This window comes from Candidatus Kinetoplastibacterium blastocrithidii (ex Strigomonas culicis) (assembly GCF_000319245.1).
Taxonomy (GTDB): Bacteria; Pseudomonadota; Gammaproteobacteria; order Burkholderiales; family Burkholderiaceae_B; genus Kinetoplastidibacterium; species Kinetoplastidibacterium blastocrithidiae.
The window spans coordinates 328,874-347,907 of record NC_019814.1 but is presented as its reverse complement, the minus strand read 5'-3'; the positions used below and the strand labels follow the sequence as shown (position 1 = coordinate 347,907).

At 34.3% G+C, this 19,034-nt stretch carries 13 protein-coding genes and 3 tRNA genes; 2 read left to right on the top strand and 14 right to left on the bottom strand.

Annotated elements, in window-relative coordinates; all coding sequences use genetic code 11:
- Position 1 precedes the first annotated feature (1 nt).
- The 3 genes from CKBE_RS01705 to CKBE_RS01695 form a co-directional block, all read right to left on the bottom strand.
- Positions 2 to 1,582 (bottom strand): TerC family protein, encoded by a 1,581-nt coding sequence (locus CKBE_RS01705; RefSeq protein WP_148283567.1) that lies wholly within the window; start codon positions 1,580 to 1,582, stop codon positions 2 to 4.
- A 54-nt stretch (positions 1,583 to 1,636) separates the two neighbouring features.
- Positions 1,637 to 2,413, bottom strand: coding sequence for an inositol monophosphatase family protein (locus CKBE_RS01700; protein WP_041571764.1), 777 nt, complete (start codon positions 2,411 to 2,413; stop codon positions 1,637 to 1,639).
- 139 nt (positions 2,414 to 2,552) lie between these two features.
- Positions 2,553 to 3,332: a mechanosensitive ion channel family protein gene (locus CKBE_RS01695; RefSeq protein WP_015237872.1), complete on the bottom strand. Its 780-nt coding sequence runs from the start codon at positions 3,330 to 3,332 to the stop codon at positions 2,553 to 2,555.
- Positions 3,333 to 3,578: 246 nt separating this feature from the next.
- Here CKBE_RS01695 and mutS point away from each other — a divergent pair, with 246 nt between their 5' ends.
- The gene (gene mutS / locus CKBE_RS01690; protein ID WP_015237871.1) at positions 3,579 to 6,215 is read left to right on the top strand and encodes a DNA mismatch repair protein MutS; all 2,637 of its coding nucleotides are present in this window, start codon (positions 3,579 to 3,581) and stop codon (positions 6,213 to 6,215) included.
- A gap of 47 nt (positions 6,216 to 6,262) precedes the next feature.
- On the opposite strand, the gene dapA is transcribed toward mutS, so the two are convergent.
- The 9 genes from dapA to CKBE_RS01645 all read right to left on the bottom strand — a co-directional run bounded on the left by dapA (position 6,263) and on the right by CKBE_RS01645 (position 14,752).
- A complete protein-coding gene (gene dapA / locus CKBE_RS01685) occupies positions 6,263 to 7,159 on the bottom strand; it encodes a 4-hydroxy-tetrahydrodipicolinate synthase (RefSeq protein ID WP_015389976.1) in 897 nt (298 codons plus the stop codon).
- A gap of 61 nt (positions 7,160 to 7,220) precedes the next feature.
- A tRNA-His gene (locus CKBE_RS01680) sits at positions 7,221 to 7,296 on the bottom strand.
- 70 nt (positions 7,297 to 7,366) lie between these two features.
- A tRNA-Arg gene (locus CKBE_RS01675) sits at positions 7,367 to 7,443 on the bottom strand.
- A gap of 170 nt (positions 7,444 to 7,613) precedes the next feature.
- Positions 7,614 to 7,690 (bottom strand) — tRNA-Pro (locus CKBE_RS01670).
- A 67-nt stretch (positions 7,691 to 7,757) separates the two neighbouring features.
- On the bottom strand, positions 7,758 to 9,803 hold the full coding sequence (gene ppk1, locus CKBE_RS01665; protein WP_015389975.1) for a polyphosphate kinase 1: 2,046 nt from the start codon (positions 9,801 to 9,803) through the stop codon (positions 7,758 to 7,760).
- A 94-nt stretch (positions 9,804 to 9,897) separates the two neighbouring features.
- Entirely contained in the window at positions 9,898 to 11,250 is a 1,353-nt protein-coding gene (glmM, locus tag CKBE_RS01660) for a phosphoglucosamine mutase (protein ID WP_015237868.1), read from the bottom strand.
- Positions 11,247 to 12,089: a dihydropteroate synthase gene (folP, locus tag CKBE_RS01655; protein WP_015389974.1), complete on the bottom strand. Its 843-nt coding sequence runs from the start codon at positions 12,087 to 12,089 to the stop codon at positions 11,247 to 11,249. Before folP ends, glmM begins: the two co-directional genes overlap by 4 nt.
- A gap of 6 nt (positions 12,090 to 12,095) precedes the next feature.
- Positions 12,096 to 13,925 carry an ATP-dependent zinc metalloprotease FtsH gene (ftsH, locus tag CKBE_RS01650; RefSeq protein ID WP_148283566.1) on the bottom strand — a complete coding sequence of 610 codons (1,830 nt, stop codon included), beginning with the start codon at positions 13,923 to 13,925 and terminating at the stop codon, positions 12,096 to 12,098.
- Between the two features lie 191 nt (positions 13,926 to 14,116).
- The gene (locus CKBE_RS01645) at positions 14,117 to 14,752 is read right to left on the bottom strand and encodes an RlmE family RNA methyltransferase (protein WP_015237865.1); all 636 of its coding nucleotides are present in this window, start codon (positions 14,750 to 14,752) and stop codon (positions 14,117 to 14,119) included.
- Positions 14,753 to 14,772: 20 nt separating this feature from the next.
- On the opposite strand from CKBE_RS01645, the gene CKBE_RS01640 reads away from it, so the two are divergent.
- Entirely contained in the window at positions 14,773 to 15,051 is a 279-nt protein-coding gene (locus tag CKBE_RS01640; RefSeq protein ID WP_015389973.1) for a YhbY family RNA-binding protein, read from the top strand.
- Between the two features lie 76 nt (positions 15,052 to 15,127).
- Here the strand turns inward: CKBE_RS01640 and greA are convergent, their stop codons facing one another.
- Positions 15,128 to 15,604, bottom strand: coding sequence for a transcription elongation factor GreA (gene greA, locus CKBE_RS01635; protein ID WP_015237864.1), 477 nt, complete (start codon positions 15,602 to 15,604; stop codon positions 15,128 to 15,130).
- Between the two features lie 184 nt (positions 15,605 to 15,788).
- Positions 15,789 to 19,028 carry a carbamoyl-phosphate synthase large subunit gene (gene carB / locus CKBE_RS01630; RefSeq protein ID WP_015237863.1) on the bottom strand — a complete coding sequence of 1,080 codons (3,240 nt, stop codon included), beginning with the start codon at positions 19,026 to 19,028 and terminating at the stop codon, positions 15,789 to 15,791.
- Positions 19,029 to 19,034 lie beyond the last annotated feature (6 nt).

The window sequence follows — 19,034 nt, the reverse complement described above, 5'->3', positions numbered from 1 at the left end:
TCTATATCTCTTCTATACAAATTAAATTATCAGTTGATACCTTAGTAACCCTAACCAAAGATATCCTTCTATTATCACATTTTAGAACTTCAAATTTAAATGCGCTATCACGTACAATATATTCCCAGGTATCGCCTATGTTTGGCAATGCGCCAAAATTAGCTAATAAGTAACCTGCCATTGTCGAGTAATCATTTGAATCATCTATCAAGCAATCAATATCTAAAACTTGCTCTACATGATGCAAATCAGCAGAGCCATCTATAACCCATTTATTTCTACCGTCCTCAATAATTGTAGGAGACTCGTCCTCATCAGGAAATTCTCCAGCTATTGCCTCAAGGACATCTATAGGAGTTACTAATCCCTCTATTTCGCCAAACTCATCAGCAACAAGAGCTATCTGAACTCTTGATCTTTTAAACATTTCCATTAATTTTATAATGCTAGTAGATTCATGTACTATAACAGGTTCTCTCAATCTATCTAACTTTAACATTCCATTATAATCTGCTAGGTTTATAATCATCTCCTTAGCTCTTCCTATTCCAACAACCTCTTCAAGAGACCCTCCACAGACAGGAAAAAAACTATGCGGCTCGTTTATTATCTGTTCCCTAATAGTATCTGATGTTTCATTAATATTGATCCAAGAAATATCAATTCTAGGAGTCATAATTGATGATATGGATCTCTCGGCCAAGGTTAAAACACCACTAACCATATTCCGCTCTTCTATCCCAAAATCATTAGTATTTAAAGAAGTAGTATTTATTGATGTATAATCTTCATCTACAATATTTCTTTTGCCTAACATGCGTAAGACAGCTTCGGCAGTTCTCTCTCTCATTGGTCTTCTAGTATCTATTTTTGACATATTTCTACGATAAATATTATTCAAGGCTTCTATAGAAATAGAAAAACCAATTGCAGCATATAAATACCCTTTTGGCACTATATAGCCAAAACTCTCAGATATTAATGAAAAACCTATTATGAGCAAGAAACCCAAGCATAGCACTACAACACTAGGATGCGTATTTAAAAATATAGTTAATGGTTTAGATGCTAAAATCATAACACCAGTAGCAATAATTGCAGCTATCATCATAATAGCTAAATGATCAACCATGCTAATAGCAGTTATAACTGAGTCTAATGAAAAAACAGCATCCAGAACAACAATTTGAGCTACTATAACCCAGAAACTTGCATATACGCGAGCTTCGGTTACTTCAGATACATTACCATTTATACGATCATGTAGTTCCACCGTGCTTTTAAACAAGAGCAAAATACCTCCCGTTAACATGATCAAATCACGTCCAGAAAATACGCTAAAGTGAAACAGAGGATTAGTCAAGGTCAATAACCAAGACATACATGATAGAAATACTATGCGAACTATTAAAGCAAAACTTAAACCAATGATTCTAGCATGGTCTCTTTGTCCAGGAGGGAGCTTATCTACTAAAATAGCAATAAAAACTAAATTATCTATCCCTAAGACAACCTCAAGAATGACCAAAGTGAACAAACCAACTAATGCAGTTGGATCCTGTAGCCAGTCTACCAAATATATCTCCACAAATTAAAAAAACAATCAGACATGATGTATAAGATATTGATTCTTGTACTATACAACTAAAAACTTATTTACATTGCTCTTAAAAGTAGTAAATATTTTAGGAGTGGCAGCAATTATTTCTTTAGATTCTAACCATCTCTGATCACCATAGAAATCTGTTATTAAGCCACCAGCTTCAGAAACAAGAATACTTCCCGCTGCTAAATGGTTTCTATCAATCCCATTTCCATAAAAACCATCTAGACGACCACAAGCTACGTAAGCCAAACCTAGAGTAACAGATCCTATTTTTCTCGTGGATAAACAACCTATGGTGCTTTTCTTGCATAAAAAATCATTATTATTTATATAATCAAAACCGTCTCCAATCAAAGCATCACTAAAAACAATATGCCCAGATACTCTAATTCGACGGTTGTTTAAAAAAGAACCAGATCCTCTTCTAGAGGTAAACAATTCATTACGAACAGGATCGTATACAACAGATTGTAGAACACGGCCATTTTGGATTAATACTATAGAAACCGCATAAAATGGAAATCCATAAGCAAAATTAACTAGTCCATCTATAGGACAAACAATCCATAAAAATCCCTTATGAGCATTTAAATCAACAAAATTTCCATCCATAGAAATAATATGATCAGGATATGCTCTTGATATTACATCTATAGCAGATTCTTCTGCTACTCGATAAGCCTCATCAGCATACCCTCTTATTGATTGGCGAGATATATTAACTCTTTCCAAATCTAGACTAAAACGGTTTAAAACTGTGCCAGACCGCCTAGCCGCCTTAACAGCAATATTCAACATCGGATGCATAACAAAATACCATACAAAACTTGTTATTTAATTCTAATTTAAACAACATGAAAAAACCAAAACTAAAACAAAGTTTATTGTTAAAAAATTCTTATAAGTGTTCAGAATTATTGATTAAAGACACACTATACTACAACAATTACCTAGCTATACTATTTATAATAATCGGAGCCTCAAATCCAGCAGCACTAAGAGCTGTCCATATTTGATGATATAAACCCCATCTTAAATCCCAATACTTTGAAGAATCCGACCAAACTCTAATATTGATAACTATACTAAATTCTTTATAATCTATTACCTTAACTAAAGGCGCAGGATCAATAAGAATTAAAGGATTAGATTTAACAACCTCTATAATAGTATTGATAGCTAAATCTACGTCAGATTTATAACTAATTAACACTGGTATATCTATACGTCTATTAGGATTTCTACTAAAATTTACAATCGTAGAATTCCACAGATTGCTATTTGGTAATGTTAAACTAGTACCATCATTTTGAATCATTCTCGTTAAAAAAAGGCCAATCTCACTAACAGTGCCTTCTTCTCCTGATTTTAGGCATATAAGCTCTCCCGATCTTACCGGTCTAAGCAATAATAACATGATGCCTGCTGCAATATTTTGTAAAGTTCCCTGCAAAGCTAACCCAATAGCTAAACCTGCCGCACCAAGCAATGCTATTATGCTTGTTGTTTCCAGACCAAATCTAGCTAGAATCGTCATTATTGTAAAAACTCTTATGCTCCATATCGCTAAAGAACTTAATATCGGGACCACAGTAACATCAATATGAGGTGAAAATTTTATAGCTTTTGAAAACCACTGTCCGATAATAGAAGAAAGCCACCATCCAAAGATCAATATAACGATGGAAACAGAAACATTAATTAAAAAATCTTTTACCAAAATCATGGAATCTCCAATTTTAGATACCTAAACGCTTCAATTATATCTCAACAAAGAAACAAAAATTTAGATATCAGTCCATAAAAACTAATTTTTAATTGTTTTAATAAAGAATTATATATTGATATATAAGTATAATAGTGAAAATAATTATGTTGTTTAATAAAATATATTTAATATCAGCAAGAATCTAATTAATGTAGATATTACATTTTGAATAATTAGTAATTTTTTAAACCTAAAAATTTTTATATGGAAATACTATCAGATTATAAAACACCAAATTCTATGGATGGTCTTACTCCTTTAATGAAGCAATACTTAACATTAAAGAAGGAAGCGGGATCTATGTTGCTACTATTTAGATTGGGTGACTTCTATGAATTATTTTATGATGATGCAGAAAAAGCTTCTCATTTATTAAACCTAACTCTTACGAGACGAGGATCAGCAAATGGAATTCCTATACCAATGGCCGGTATACCAGCAAATTCATTAGAACAATATTTATCAAGACTACTAGAACATGGTGAATCTATAGCAATTAGCGAACAAATAAATGAGAATTCATCAAGCATCAAAAATACTTTAGTCGAAAGAAAAATAGTTAGGGTAATTACACCAGGTACAATTATAGAAGATACGCTATTACCATCAAAATCAGACCGTGCTTTAGTTGCAATCAATACCACTAGAAATGGTAAAACTGGTATAGCATACTTAAATTTAGCTAATGGCGACTTCAAAATAGTAGCAAACTCTACAGAAGAAAATATAAATTCAGAGTTGCATAGACTATCACCAGCAGAAATAATATTTTCAGAAAGTAGCAGCATGCACACAAACAACTATGATTTTATAACAAGATACACTCCATTACCAGAATGGCATTTTGAATATGAAAATGCAACTAGATACTTATTAGCTCATTTAAAAGTAGAGTCTCTTTCTAGTTTTGGATTAAATAGCGACCATCTGGGAATAGGAGCTGCAGGAGCATTAATTAGATATGCCAATCGATCTCAATCTAAAGAGCTATCGCACATACAAAATATATATGTCGAAAGAAATGATCAATTGGTATTCCTTGATTCCACAACTAGAAAAAACCTTGAGATAAATAAGACTATTAATGGAGAAAACAGCCCGACACTTTTTTCAATATTAGATAAATGTTGCACACAAATGGGCAGCAGATTACTAAAACAATGGTTAAATAATCCTACACAAAATAATGATAGCGTTTTATTACGACAAAGTGCAATATCAGCGTTAATACAGACCTCATTACATAAAAAAAACTCAGGAATAAATACATTAGATTTAATTAAATCTAAGCTAAAACAACTACCTGATATGGAAAGAATGTTATCTAGAATAGCATTGAAATATATTAGACCACGTGAGATAGCAAATCTGAAGAACGCCATAAAGCTATTACCTCATTTACATAGTCATATAAGATTAATAAAAGAATCAAAGCTACTAGAAAATCTTAATAAGTCTATTGTAATAGATCCATGTATATCAGAATTTCTTGATATATCCATATCTGAGGATCCTCCTATATATATAAAAGATGGCGGTGTAATAGCATATGGATTCGATAAAGAATTAGATAAACTAAGAGACATATCTGACAATAATAACAACTTTATAAAAACACTAGAAGAAAAAGAGAAAGAAAATATAGGGGTAAGTAATTTAAGGATATCTTATAGTAAAATATTTGGTTTCTATATTGAAATAACAAAAAGTCAACTATTTAAAGTTCCCAGTAACTACAGACGTCTACAAACGCTAAAAAATACTGAGCGATTTACAATACCAGAATTAAAACAATGGGAAGAACAAATTCTTTCATCAAAAGAAAAAGCGTTAGCTCGTGAAAAATTTCTATATGAAACCGTGTTACAGTATCTTATAAATAAAATAAAAGAAATATCTTTATGTGCTAAATCATTATCTGAAATAGATGTTCTACTAAACTTGGCAGAACATTCATATATACATAAATGGATATCACCTATTATTAGTGAAGAACCAGAAATAATGATTGATCAAGGCAAACACCCTGTAGTTGAAGTTAATACTAGAATATTTACCCCTAATGATTGTCTCCTAAACAATAAAAAAAGAATGATGATTATTACAGGCCCTAATATGGGAGGTAAGTCTACCTATATGCGACAAGTGGCACTAATAACATTATTAGCAAGAATAGGCTCTTTTGTTCCAGCAAAAAAAGCAATAATTGGCAAAATAGATAGGATCTTTACAAGAATTGGAGCATCAGATGATATTTCAGGTGGCAAATCTACATTTATGGTAGAAATGATAGAAACAGCTACAATATTATCAGCTAGCACTAACAAGAGCTTAGTGCTAATTGATGAAATAGGAAGAGGAACATCAACGCATGATGGAATGTGCTTAGCATGGTCTATCGCAGATAGAATTATTAATTTCAATCAATCACTAACCTTATTCGCCACTCATTACTTTGAATTAACACAAATACCACATGAATCAATAAATGCTATTAATGTACACCTAGCCGCCATAGAATCTAACAATGATATAATTTTCTTGCACGAAGTAAAGCAAGGACCCGCTAATCAAAGTTATGGAATACAAGTAGCGAGAAAAGCAGGAATACCTATAAGCGTTATAAAAGAAGCAAAAGAAAAACTAAACACCATAGAGAAAATACACAATAAACAAAAAGTAAAACCCTGTTATGCTAAAAATATAGAAAAACGCAATGATGAAATCATAGAAACTGTTTGTGAAACTATTAAATCAATTAATGTAGACAGCATAACTCCTATTGAAGCAATAAATAAATTATATGAGATAAAAAAAATAGTGGGTAAATTAGAAAAATAAAAACAGGCCATTTATTCCATTTAATGAAAATAAAGGCCTATATTTAATTAAATTAAACCAGCGGCTTTCATTGCTTCAATAACAATCTTTTTATTATTATCATGAATCTCTACCAACGGCAACCTATATCCCAACTGAGACTTGCCTAATTTACTAAGAGCCCATTTTACCGGTATAGGATTAGCCTCTATGAATAAAGCTTTATTTAACAAAGATAATCTAAAATTTAATTCCCTAACCTTTAAAACATTGCCTGATATTGCCGCATCACATAAATCACGCACTAGACAAGGAGCTATATTAGCTGTAACAGAAATATTACCGCTTGCTCCTAACATAATAAGAGCCGCTGCTGTCGGATCATCTCCACTAAAAACCTGAAAACCAGGAGGAATATCCTTCATAAGAAGAACTCCTCTAGTAATATCGCCAGTAGCATCCTTAATTCCGACAATACCAGGAACTTCAGATAACCTTAATACTGTATCATTACTTATATCAGCGACAGTACGTCCTGGAACATTATATAGAATGATAGGCAAATCTGTAGATTCAGAAATAGATTTAAAATGGCGATATATACCCTCTTGGGAAGGCTTATTATAATAAGGCACTACAGATAAACCAGCATGCGCACCAACAGATTTAGCATGCTTTGTTAGGTATATGGCTTCACTTGTAGAATTAGCACCAACTCCAGCTATTACTGGAATACGTCCATCAGAGTGCTCAACAGCAACACGTATTAGATCAGCATGTTCTTCCAAAGAAACAGACGGAGATTCGCCCGTAGTGCCTACTACTACTAGGGCATTTGTTCCTTCAGAGATATGCCAATCAATTAAAGAACGATAAGCCTGATAATCAAAACTACCATCAGGAAACATTGGTGTAACCAGGGCAACTATACTGCCCCTAAAAGAACAACTCACAGGAGATGCCATAGCTATAGCTCCGAAATACTACTAATGAAAAATATAAATACTACCGTTATGATAATAAAAGTGGGGTGGCTGATGGGGCTCGAACCCACGACAACCGGAATCACAATCCGGGACTCTACCAACTGAGCTACAGCCACCACTATATATGCAAGAGAGATGTTACCACATTTTAATTTTTATGGAAACATAAGAAAAATAATAAGCAAATGGCGCGGCAGGAGGGATTCGAACCCCCGACCCCGAGCTTAGAAGGCTCGTGCTCTATCCTACTGAGCTACTGCCGCATTCAATATGTAATATTAATATAAAATATAATAAACAACGACTAAAAGACATTTGTAACTAAAAAAATATTCTAATTAATTGTTTTAATAAAAATTAATATAAAACTGCGCCAAAAAGCTTTTAAGCCACCAGATCAAGAGATCTGCAGTAAAAATGAAGACATGAAGAATGGTCGGGGCGGTGGGATTCGAACTCACGACCCTCTGCTCCCAAAGCAGATGCGCTACCAGGCTGCGCCACACCCCGAAGATCATATTTTTATAATTGTATCATATTAATGATAACTATTGTTAGTATATAATTTATATTTGTGCTAAATCCCATATTTATTAATAAGAGAATTTTGAACGCTAAAAATTTCTTCGGCTGAGTTTGGTCTAATTTTAATATAATTATAATCCCTTTTATCCCAAGAAAACTGATTATCCATTAAAGGCAATAAGAAAGCTTCCTCAATAATTCGCTTCTTTATGTCTTTGCTTTTTATTGGGAAAGCAATCTCAATTCTTCTAAAAAAATTACGCCCCATCCAGTCAGCAGAGGATAGATAAACTTTCTCTTCACCATTAGAATAAAAATAGAAAGCTCTAGAATGCTCTAAGAATCTACCAACTATAGACCTAACTACTATATTTTCAGATAGATTTTCTATTCCAGACCTTAATGCACAAACACCTCTAACAATCAAATAAATCTTAACTCCATAATGGCTAGCCTTATATAACTCATTAATGATACTAGGATCTACGAGAGCATTCATTTTTGCCATAATCACAGACTTTTTACCATTACGAGCAGATACTGACTCTTCCCTTATCATGGATACCAAGTTATCATATAGTGTGAAAGGGGAGTATAGAAGAACATTCATAGAATTAGATGTGCCTGATCCTGTTAGCTGTAGGAACAATTCATCTATATCTTCGCATAACTTCGGCTCTGATGTTAGCAACCCAAAATCAGTGTAATAGTCAGCAGTACATTGATGATAGTTACCAGTACTTAAATGTACATATTTTTTAATACCACCTTGCTCATGACGCAAAATAAGTGTCATTTTCGCATGGGTTTTATATGGCAAAACCCCATACATAACACGAGCACCAACTTTTTCTAGTTTTGAAGACCAGTTTATGTTTGTCTGCTCATCAAAACGAGCCATTAGTTCTAATACAACAGTTACTTTTTTGCCCATTTTTGCAGCTATTAATAATATCTTCATGAGCTCTGAATCGTCTCCAGTGCGATAAACTGTTTGTTTTATAGCAATAACATTTGGATCAATTGCAGCAGCCATTAGGAAATCAATTACCAGTCGAAATGATTGATAAGGATGGTGCAAAAGAATATCCGTAGACATTAAATAACTAAAGAAAGTCGATGATGTTGGATTTTGGCAACTAAAATTCTTTGGAAATGATGGTTTGTATGCCGAAAATTTCAAATAAGGCAGCTCTACACTATTATAAATGTAGATAAATGCAGATAAATCTAAAACTCCTTGAATTCTATAAGTGTCGTATCTACTTATAGAAAATTTTTTCTGTAAGAATAATTCTAGTTTTGATGTGGCATAAGAATCAATTTCCAATCTAACAGGCGATCCAAAATCACGCCTTAATAGGCTTCCCTGCACATATTGTCTTAAATCAACAACATTATCATTTAAAAGGAAATTGCTATTCCGTGTAATTCTGAATTGATTACATTCGCATAACTTAAATGATGGGAATAAATCTTCAACAAATTCGATTAATAAAGAATCTAATAACACATAGCTATATTTATGATCAGATAAAAGACTCGGTATTTTTATTAATTTCGGCAAAACTGAGGGCACTTGTATTAAAGCTTTATGCTCATTAGATAATGAATCTATTCCCGCTAGATTGGCTATAACAACAAGACATTTATTTGATACCCTAGGAAATGGACAATCATTATTTAACAAAATAGGAGAAAGAAATTTTTTTATATCTTTTACAAATAAATCTTTTGCCCACTCTAATTGTTCTTTATTTAAGTTGCATATTTCTATAACTCTTACATCAATAGACTCTAGTTCAGGCAATAAAATTTTATAAAGCAAAACATACCGCCTTTGAACTATTGAGCACATTTCCAAATACAATTTCTGAAAACTTCTAGAATATACACTGCTATAATGATCCTTGAAGTCTGACACACGTATCTCAAAAAACTCATCAATGTTTAAACTAACTATACATATATACTTTAGTCTCTCTAACAAAGGAATCTTTTGATCTTCTGCAAGACACAGAACACGCTCATTGAATCTTAAGAAAGACAACTCGCGATCAAGCAATGGAGATGTTACGTTAATGTGTTTTCTATTCATGTACAAACAATTATAGTCAATATTTTTATAATATTTAACCAAAAAAATGGCAAGCGACAAACCACAAAAAACAAAATAGAAACGAATGTTTTTTTTAAATATGAATACTAGACACTATATCCCAACTACATTCTTTGGCAATATCAATACTTTTAGCCTCAACCATTATTCTTAGAACCGGCTCTGTCCCTGATTTTCTAATTAATACTCTTCCATTACCAACTAATAGATCCTTAGCCCTATTATAGGAATCTACCAAACTACTACAATCACGCCAATCTTGGCTTAGATCCCAATCGATATTAGTAATAATCTGGGGGTACATATACACATCTTTCAATAAATCTGACAGTTTTTTTGTTCTGCAATTGACCATGGCCGATAAAACCTGCAGAGCAGCGATAATACCGTCACCTGTTGTATGACGGTCTAAACATAACAAGTGGCCTGAGCTCTCTCCACCGTATATCCAGCCTCTTCTACACATTTTCTCATATACAGATCTATCGCCAACATTAGCTCGATCAAATTTAACCCCCAGTCTGCTCATGGCTAACTCGAAGCCATAATTTGTCATGTGAGTTCCTACTACCCCTTCCACCTTACATGATCTCATCCTGTCTATAATGATCATATATAACAACTCATCACCATTAAAAACATGGCCATTATGATCAACCATTTGTACACGATCAGCATCACCATCAAAGGCTATTCCTAAATGTGATTTGGTTCTTCTAACCTCCTTTACTAATAATTCAGAAAAAGAAGATCCAGATTTATCATTAATATTAATACCATCAGGCTCAGATCCCATAGAAAAAACTTTAGCCCCTAAATCTCTAAAAAGAGAAGGAGCTATCCTATAAGCTGCACCGTTGGCAGAATCTATAACTATCTTGAATCCATAAAGATCAACATTATTTAAAAAGGCGCTTTTACAAAACTTTAGATAAAGATCCTCTGCATTAGAAATAAGACTTATCTTTCCAAATTTTTCTCTATTTGCGTAAAGAGCCGGCTTTTCTATATACAATTCTATGTTTGATTCATCTTCTTCTGATAACTTTGTCCCTAAAGAAGAAAAGAATTTTATGCCGTTATAATTATAAGGATTATGAGAAGCACTAACTACTATACCAGCATCAGCATTAAAATATTTAACTAGATATGCTATAGCAGGAGTAGGAATAGCATCTAAACTAACATCAAATATATTAACCCCTGCTGCAAGAAGCCCAGCTTTAATAGCTGAAGATATCATAGGACTAGAAGATCTTGTATCCATTCCTGTAACAACAAAACATTCTTTGTTTTTATTTATCTTTTCAGAGAAAAAAATACCAGCGGCATACCCCACTCTGAAAACAAAATCATGATTCATATTACAACTACCGACTATCCCGCGAATTCCATCTGTGCCAAAATATTTTCTATATTGTTTCATAGAAAAATACCTTGCTTTATAGCACTAAGAATTTTTAAAGAATCTACAGTCTCTGCCACATCATGAACTCTAACTATATTTGCTCCATACATAACTGAAATTAAGGCACAAGAAACACTAGAACATAGACGATCCGTTACTGACCGATCAACTATCTTGCCAATCATAGACTTCCTGGAAACCCCAACCATCAAAGGACAAGAAAAAACTCTCAATTCTTCAAGATGGTTTATCATATAATAATTTTGCTCTATTGTTTTACCAAAACCTAAACCAGGATCCAATACAACCCTATTCTTAATGCTAGGGCTACACGTCAACAAATTGTTCAATTGTTTTGTAAAGAAAATCTTAGACTCTTCTACAACATCCATTTTAGGAAAACAATCGTGCATATTACTAATGTCACCATTCATGTACATGACACATAATCCACAATTTGATGGCGCCACAACCTCCAAAGCTCCTGCTCTAGTAAAACCACAAATGTCATTTATCATATCTACATTCATATCAATTGCATGCTTCATGATATCTGGTTTATAAGTATCTATAGATAATGGAACGCCACAGTCTTTCAATGATTCTATCACAGGAAGCAATCGCTTTAATTCCTCAGAAGAAGATATCCTGTCAGAACCAGGACGACTGGACTCTCCTCCTATATCTAATATATCCACCCCTTCATTAATCATATTATGTGCACGTTCTATAGCGGAATCAATTGAATAATAATCACCGCCATCTGAAAATGAATCTGGTGTCACATTAATTATTCCCATAACAATTGGTCGATCTAAGGAAAATTCAAATCGACCACATTGAAATTTTTTATCCATAAGTAATTATTCGCTCACTATATTTCTATCAATATCTTTTTTTAAAAAATTTCTAGAAACTATATTTTCTATCTGATTATAATCAATAGTCTCATGCTCTAATAAACTTTCAGCCATATTTTCTATAATATCTTTGTTAGATTCTATAATATTACGAGCAATAGAATATTGCTCGTCAATAATTCGTCTTATTTCAGAATCAACTTTTTGCATAGTTGCTTCAGACATATGCACTGTTTTAGTAACACTCCTACCTAAGAATACTTCATTTTCATTTTCAGCATAAACCATAGGACCAAGTTCTTTTGTCATGCCATATCTAGTTACTATATCTCTAGCAATATTAGTGGCTCTTTCAAAATCATTGGAAGCTCCAGTAGTCATCTGACCCATAAACACCTCTTCTGCAATCCTGCCTCCAAAAAGGACTGCTATCATATTCAACAGCCTCTCTCTATCCATACTATATCTATCTTTTTCTGGCAATTGCATAGTTACTCCAAGAGCCATTCCACGAGGCACTATTGTGACTTTATGAACTGGATCCGTTTTAGGTAACATTTTTGCTACAACAGCATGTCCAGACTCATGATATGCAGTATTACGTCTCTCTTCTTCTGGCATAACTACTGAACGCCTCTCAGCCCCCATAACTAATTTATCTTTAGCTTTCTCAAAATCAGACATATCAACAACACGAGCATTACGTCTAGCTGCAAATAAAGCCGACTCATTTACTAAATTAGCAAGATCCGCTCCAGAAAAGCCAGGAGTTCCTCTAGCCAATATATTTGAGCTAACATTATCTGATAATGGCACTTTGCGCATATGCACATTAAGTATCTGCTCACGACCTTTTATATCAGGCAAGGAAACTACAACCTGTCGATCAAAACGCCCTGGACGCAACAAAGCAGGATCAAGTATATCTGGTCTGTTTGTGGCGGCTATTACGACAACACCTTGTCCAGCCTCAAACCCATCCATTTCAACCAACATTTGATTTAATGTTTGTTCACGCTCGTCATTACCACCTCCAACACCTGCTCCTCGCTGACGACCAACAGCATCAATCTCATCTATAAAAATAATACATGGCGAATGTTTTTTTGCATTATCAAACATATCCCTTACACGAGAAGCGCCAACTCCAACAAACATTTCAACAAAATCAGAACCAGAGATACTAAAGAAAGGAACATTAGCCTCACCTGCAACTGCTCTAGCCAGCAAAGTTTTTCCTGTTCCCGGTGATCCTATCATTAAAACACCTCTAGGTATACGTCCACCAAGTTTCTGAAACCTTGATGGCTCCTTTAAAAAATCTACCAGTTCTTGGACATCCTCTTTGGCTTCATCACATCCAGCAACATCTGCAAATGTTGTCTTGTTTTCAGGATCTTCCAACATCTTGGCTCTTGATTTTCCAAAACTAAATGCTCCTCCTCGTCCTCCACCTTGCATTTGCCTCATGAAGAAAACCCAAACTCCTATTAAAAGAAGCATAGGGAACCATGAAATAAAAACACTAGCTAAAAATGAAGGCTCTTCTCTTGGTTTTCCTATAACCTGAACACCATGTTTGAGCAAATCAGAAACCATCCACAAATCACCAGGGGATGTTAATGAATAAAAACGATTATTATCAGATAAAACCCTTAAAACATCACCTTGAACCTCTACTCTCTTAATATGACCATCTCTGACATCATCCATAAATTGTGTATATGTATAATGATCTTGAAATTTACTATTTCCATCAAAATGTTTAAATATGCTAAAAAGCGCTAGGGCAATTCCTACCCAAACAGCAACTTTTGAAAAAGAACTATCCAAAGCCGAGCTCCCGCCTTCAATTTTCATCAAGACTATACAAACTGATATAGCCCAAAAAAATTATTAATTTCCAATTCTAGACTCTAAAATAGAATCAGCCCTACTTTTTAAAGATAAAAAAACCAACAATATGTACATTTTATTACATTAAATTATAATTTAAACACAATTCATGAATCTTAAAAATAAGTCTACTTCAAATTACGCGCTATCAGAAATGTCTCTGATGATTTATATCTTGAAGACTTAGGTTTACATTCTAGAACTCTTTTAAAGAATTTCTTATACAGATAAACGATCTGTGAAAAACCACTTCCATGAAAAGATTTGATTATGATGACACCACTTCTCTTAAGGTGCTTAACAGCGAAATCAAGGACAAGCTCACAGACATGGCATATACGCACAGAATCAACTTCTCTTATACCTGATAGGTTGGGGGCCATATCAGAAATTACAATATCAACTAACTGATTTGATAATGTTTTTTCTAACTTATCAATAATATCTTGATCGCGAAAATCACCTTGTATAAACTCTACACCTGGGATTGGATCCATTGGCAAAAGGTCTAGTGCTATTATACGACTATTTGAAACCATATTGGATTTGCTTAACTGTTCATACATGACTTGAGACCAACTACCAGGAGAAGATCCTAAATCTATCACTCTTGCTCCATTACGGAAAGATAGATTTTCTGTCTCTAATAGTTCTATCAATTTAAATGCTGCTCTAGAACGATAGCCCCTTTGTTGTGCTAACTTGACATATGGATCGTTTATATGTTGATTTATCCATTTTTTTGAAGATTTATAACTAGACATTATTTCGTAAAATTTTAAATATGTATACCGTAGAATCAAGAAACCAAAAACAAAACAAATTAAAAGCCGACTCCCATAAATTAAAACCTATTGTCATAATTAGTCACAAAGGCTTTACTTTTCCTGTTCACAAGGAGATTGATGTTGCATTAAACACACATGAATTAATAAAAATAAAAATAAACAAAAACGAGAAAAAAGAAAGAGAAGAAATAGTCTATAAAATTTGCAACGATCTTAGTTGCACGTTAATTAAAATTATAGGAAAGATCGCAGTTCTATACAGAAAAAACATATAAAACAAAACATACTCTAACCAAGAATATAAAACAATAGAAAGCATCCTTGGTTAGAGATTTTATCATGTCTGCATAATTAAATATAAGATACATTTATAATCTCATATCCATAATTACCGGAAGGAGCTTTCACCTCAATAATATCACCTTCTTCCTTACCTATCATAGCCCTTGCCATTGGGCTAGAAATAGATATTAGTCCAGATTTTATATCTGCCTCCATATCGCCAACAATCTGATAAGAAAGCTGGGCTCCTGAGTTTAAATCTTCCAGCTTGACTGTAGCTCCGAATACTATACGACCATCATTATCTACAGATAGCGGATCTATTATCTGAGCATTAAATAAAATATTTTCAATTTTAGATATCCTATTTTCAATGAATCCTTGTTTCTCACGAGCAGCATCATATTCAGCATTTTCTGACAAGTCGCCATGGGAACGAGCCTCTGAGATAGCCTCTATTATGTTAGGGCGCTCTACAGTTTTCAAATGATACAATTCCTTAGTTAAAAGCTCTGCCCCTTTAACGGTTAGGGGAATAGAAGACATATTTTTTCTCCTAGATTGTTACAACTAAATAACTATTTATTAATTTACAAATTTTTATAAAACAAAACCCCGACTTTATGAGTCGGGGCATAGCAGCCCATAATTATCTATAATCTAGAAAATAATTGCAAGCTTGAAAAATAAAAATTCGGCTACTATATCAGAAAATACCATTAATAAATATCTACTTACATAAAGAAGAATGTATGCCCTGCAGTGAATAGACTTTCAACCCCTCTTCATTACGTAAATATTGCATCCCATCAACAGCAGCTCTAGCGCCTGCTATAGTAGTAAAACATACTACATGATTGGCCAATGACTGTACCCTAATAGTTTTAGAATCTACTATCGCATTACGCCTTTCTTCCACTGTGTTAACAACCAAAGCTATTTCACCATTACGTATCATGTCAACTATGTTAGGACGCCCTTCATTAACTTTATTTACCTCCCTTACCTTAACTCCTGCAGACATAAGTTTAGCAGCGGTCCCCTTGGTAGCAACAAGATGAAAACCTAATGATTGTAATCCTTTTGCTACATCTATCGCTAATAATTTATCTTGGTCCTTTACGCTAATAAAAACTGTTCCAGTTTCAGGCAAACGAACACCAGCACCAAGCTGAGCTTTAACAAAAGCCTCAGCAAAAGTTTTGCCAATACCCATAACCTCACCGGTAGATTTCATTTCTGGGCCAAGTATAGTATCTACTCCAGGAAATTTAGAAAAAGGGAAAACAGCCTCTTTAACAGAGAAATAAGACGATTTAGATTCTTCAGAAATATTTTGAGATGATAGGCTTATGCCAGACATAACCAACGCTGCTACCTTAGCCAATTGCAATCCAGTTGCTTTTGATACATAAGGAATAGTACGAGAAGCCCTAGGATTAACCTCCAATACATAGATATCCCCATCTTGAACTGCAAATTGGGTATTCATAAGTCCTTTAACGTTTAAAGACCTAGCAATTAATCTAGTCTGACGTTTTATCTCATCAACTATATCTGAAGAAAGTGAATAAGGAGGGATACTACAAGCAGAATCACCAGAATGGACTCCAGCCTGCTCTATATGTTCCATAACCCCACCAACAAAAACATCTTCTCCATCAGACAAACAATCTACATCAACCTCAGTGGCGTTATTAAGAAAACTATCTAGTAAGACTGGAGAGTCATTACTAACTTTTACAGCCTCTCTCATATATCTTTCAAGATCTTTTTGTTCATGAACTATCTCCATAGCTCTACCACCAAGCACATAACTAGGCCTAACCACTAATGGGTAACCGATTTCAGAAGCCAATGCTAAAGCCTCTACTTCTGTACGAGCTGTACGATTAGAAGGTTGGCGTAAACCTATTTTTGCTAACAATTTTTGGAAACGTTCACGATCTTCTGCTATATCTATACTCTCAGGGCTAGTACCTATTATTGGAACTCCGTTTGCCTCCAATGCACGCGCCAGCTTCAATGGGGTTTGCCCACCATACTGCACAATCGTACCTATAGGCTTCTCTTTATAAACAATCTCCAATACATCTTCTAGAGTCAATGGCTCAAAATATAGTCTGTCTGATGTGTCATAATCGGTAGAAACAGTTTCTGGATTACAATTAACCATGATAGTTTCATATCCATGTTCTCTAAGAGCCAAAGAAGCGTGGACACAACAATAATCAAATTCTATACCTTGACCTATCCTATTAGGACCGCCACCAAGTATGATGATTTTCTTTTTATTAGAAGGATTAGACTCACACTCTTCCTCATATGTTGAATACATATAAGCTGTATTTGTATGAAATTCCGCAGCGCAAGTATCAACACGTTTATAAACAGGTCTGATATTGAAACTATGACGTAGTTTACGAACCTCTAACTCTGAAGAATCTAGCAAAAAAGCCAAACGAGCATCTGAGAAACCATGACGCTTTAACTCTAATAGAGTATCATAATCAATATCCGACAAGGTTTTTTTCTCAAGAGCTAGTTCGATATCAACTATTTCTTTTATTTGAGACAAAAACCAAACGTCTATTTTTGTTAGAGCATAAACTTCCTCAATAGTAAATTTTTTAGCAAAAGCATCTCCAACATACCATATCCTTTCTGGTCCAGGAGCGCCAAGCTCTACTTCTAAGGTTTCCCTATCTATGGTCTTCTGATTTAATCCATCAACACCAACTTCTAGTCCACGCAAGGCTTTTTGAAATGACTCTTGAAATGTCCTGCCTATTGCCATAACCTCACCAACAGATTTCATTTGAGTTGTCAATCGAGAATCAGCTGTTGGAAATTTCTCAAAAGCAAAACGAGGAACTTTGGTTACAACATAATCAATAGACGGTTCAAATGACGCTGGGGTTAATTTTCCAGTAATATCATTTTTTAATTCATCAAGCGTAAATCCAACAGCAAGTAATGCAGCAACTTTAGCAATAGGGAAGCCAGTAGCCTTAGAAGCAAGCGCTGATGATCTAGAAACACGTGGGTTCATTTCAATAACAACCATTCTGCCGTTATTAGGATTTACAGCAAACTGAACATTAGATCCACCAGTATCAACACCTATCTCACGTAACACCGCAATAGAAGCACTACGCATTATCTGATATTCTTTATCTGTTAATGTCTGTGCGGGAGCCACAGTAATTGAGTCTCCTGTGTGTACTCCCATGGGATCTAAGTTCTCTATAGAGCATACTATTATACAATTATCCGCTTTATCACGAATAACTTCCATTTCAAACTCTTTCCAGCCTAATAATGATTCCTCAATTAATAATTCACTAGTAGGAGAAGCCTCCAATCCACGTTTGCATATATCCTCAAACTCATCAGAGTTATATGCAATACCACCACCCGATCCTCCCATAGTAAAACTAGGACGAATGACAACAGGAAAACCAAAAGAGTCGTTAGAAGCAGCAATATCTTTCTGAACACTCCATGCCTCTTCCATACTATGGGCTAGACCAGATCTAGCTGATTCAAGACCTATATCATTCATGGCTTGTTTGAATTTTTGACGATCTTCTGCTTTCTCAATAGCATGAGCGTTTGCCCCAATAAGCTGAACATTATGCTTATCCAAAACACCATGACGAACTAAATCTAAAGCGCAGTTTAATGCAGTTTGACCTCCCATGGTTGGCAATATTGCATCTGGTTTTTCTTTTTCAATAATTTTTTCAACTGCTTGCCAAATTACTGGCTCAATATAAGTAACATCAGCAGTCTCTGGATCTGTCATTATCGTAGCAGGATTACTATTAACTAAAATAGTACGGTATCCCTCAGATTTAAGAGCCTTACAAGCTTGTGCTCCAGAATAATCAAACTCACAAGCCTGACCTATAATGATAGGACCTGCCCCGATAATTAGAATACTTTTTAGGTCTGTACGCTTTGGCATTATGCA

Bases quoted from the DNA above. Each gene is read 5' to 3' on its own strand.
- carB (WP_015237863.1), bottom strand. From the start codon at position 19,028: ATGCCAAAGCGTACAGACCTAAAAAGTATTCTAATTATCGGGGCAGGT.
- CKBE_RS01700 (WP_041571764.1), bottom strand. From the start codon at position 2,413: ATGCATCCGATGTTGAATATTGCTGTTAAGGCGGCTAGGCGGTCTGGC.
- CKBE_RS01640 (WP_015389973.1), top strand. From the start codon at position 14,773: ATGTATACCGTAGAATCAAGAAACCAAAAACAAAACAAATTAAAAGCC.
- folP (WP_015389974.1), bottom strand. From the start codon at position 12,089: ATGGATAAAAAATTTCAATGTGGTCGATTTGAATTTTCCTTAGATCGA.
- CKBE_RS01645 (WP_015237865.1), bottom strand. From the start codon at position 14,752: ATGTCTAGTTATAAATCTTCAAAAAAATGGATAAATCAACATATAAAC.
- greA (WP_015237864.1), bottom strand. From the start codon at position 15,604: ATGTCTTCTATTCCCCTAACCGTTAAAGGGGCAGAGCTTTTAACTAAG.
- mutS (WP_015237871.1), top strand. From the start codon at position 3,579: ATGGAAATACTATCAGATTATAAAACACCAAATTCTATGGATGGTCTT.
- ppk1 (WP_015389975.1), bottom strand. From the start codon at position 9,803: ATGAATAGAAAACACATTAACGTAACATCTCCATTGCTTGATCGCGAG.
- glmM (WP_015237868.1), bottom strand. From the start codon at position 11,250: ATGAAACAATATAGAAAATATTTTGGCACAGATGGAATTCGCGGGATA.
- CKBE_RS01695 (WP_015237872.1), bottom strand. From the start codon at position 3,332: ATGATTTTGGTAAAAGATTTTTTAATTAATGTTTCTGTTTCCATCGTT.
- dapA (WP_015389976.1), bottom strand. From the start codon at position 7,159: ATGGCATCTCCTGTGAGTTGTTCTTTTAGGGGCAGTATAGTTGCCCTG.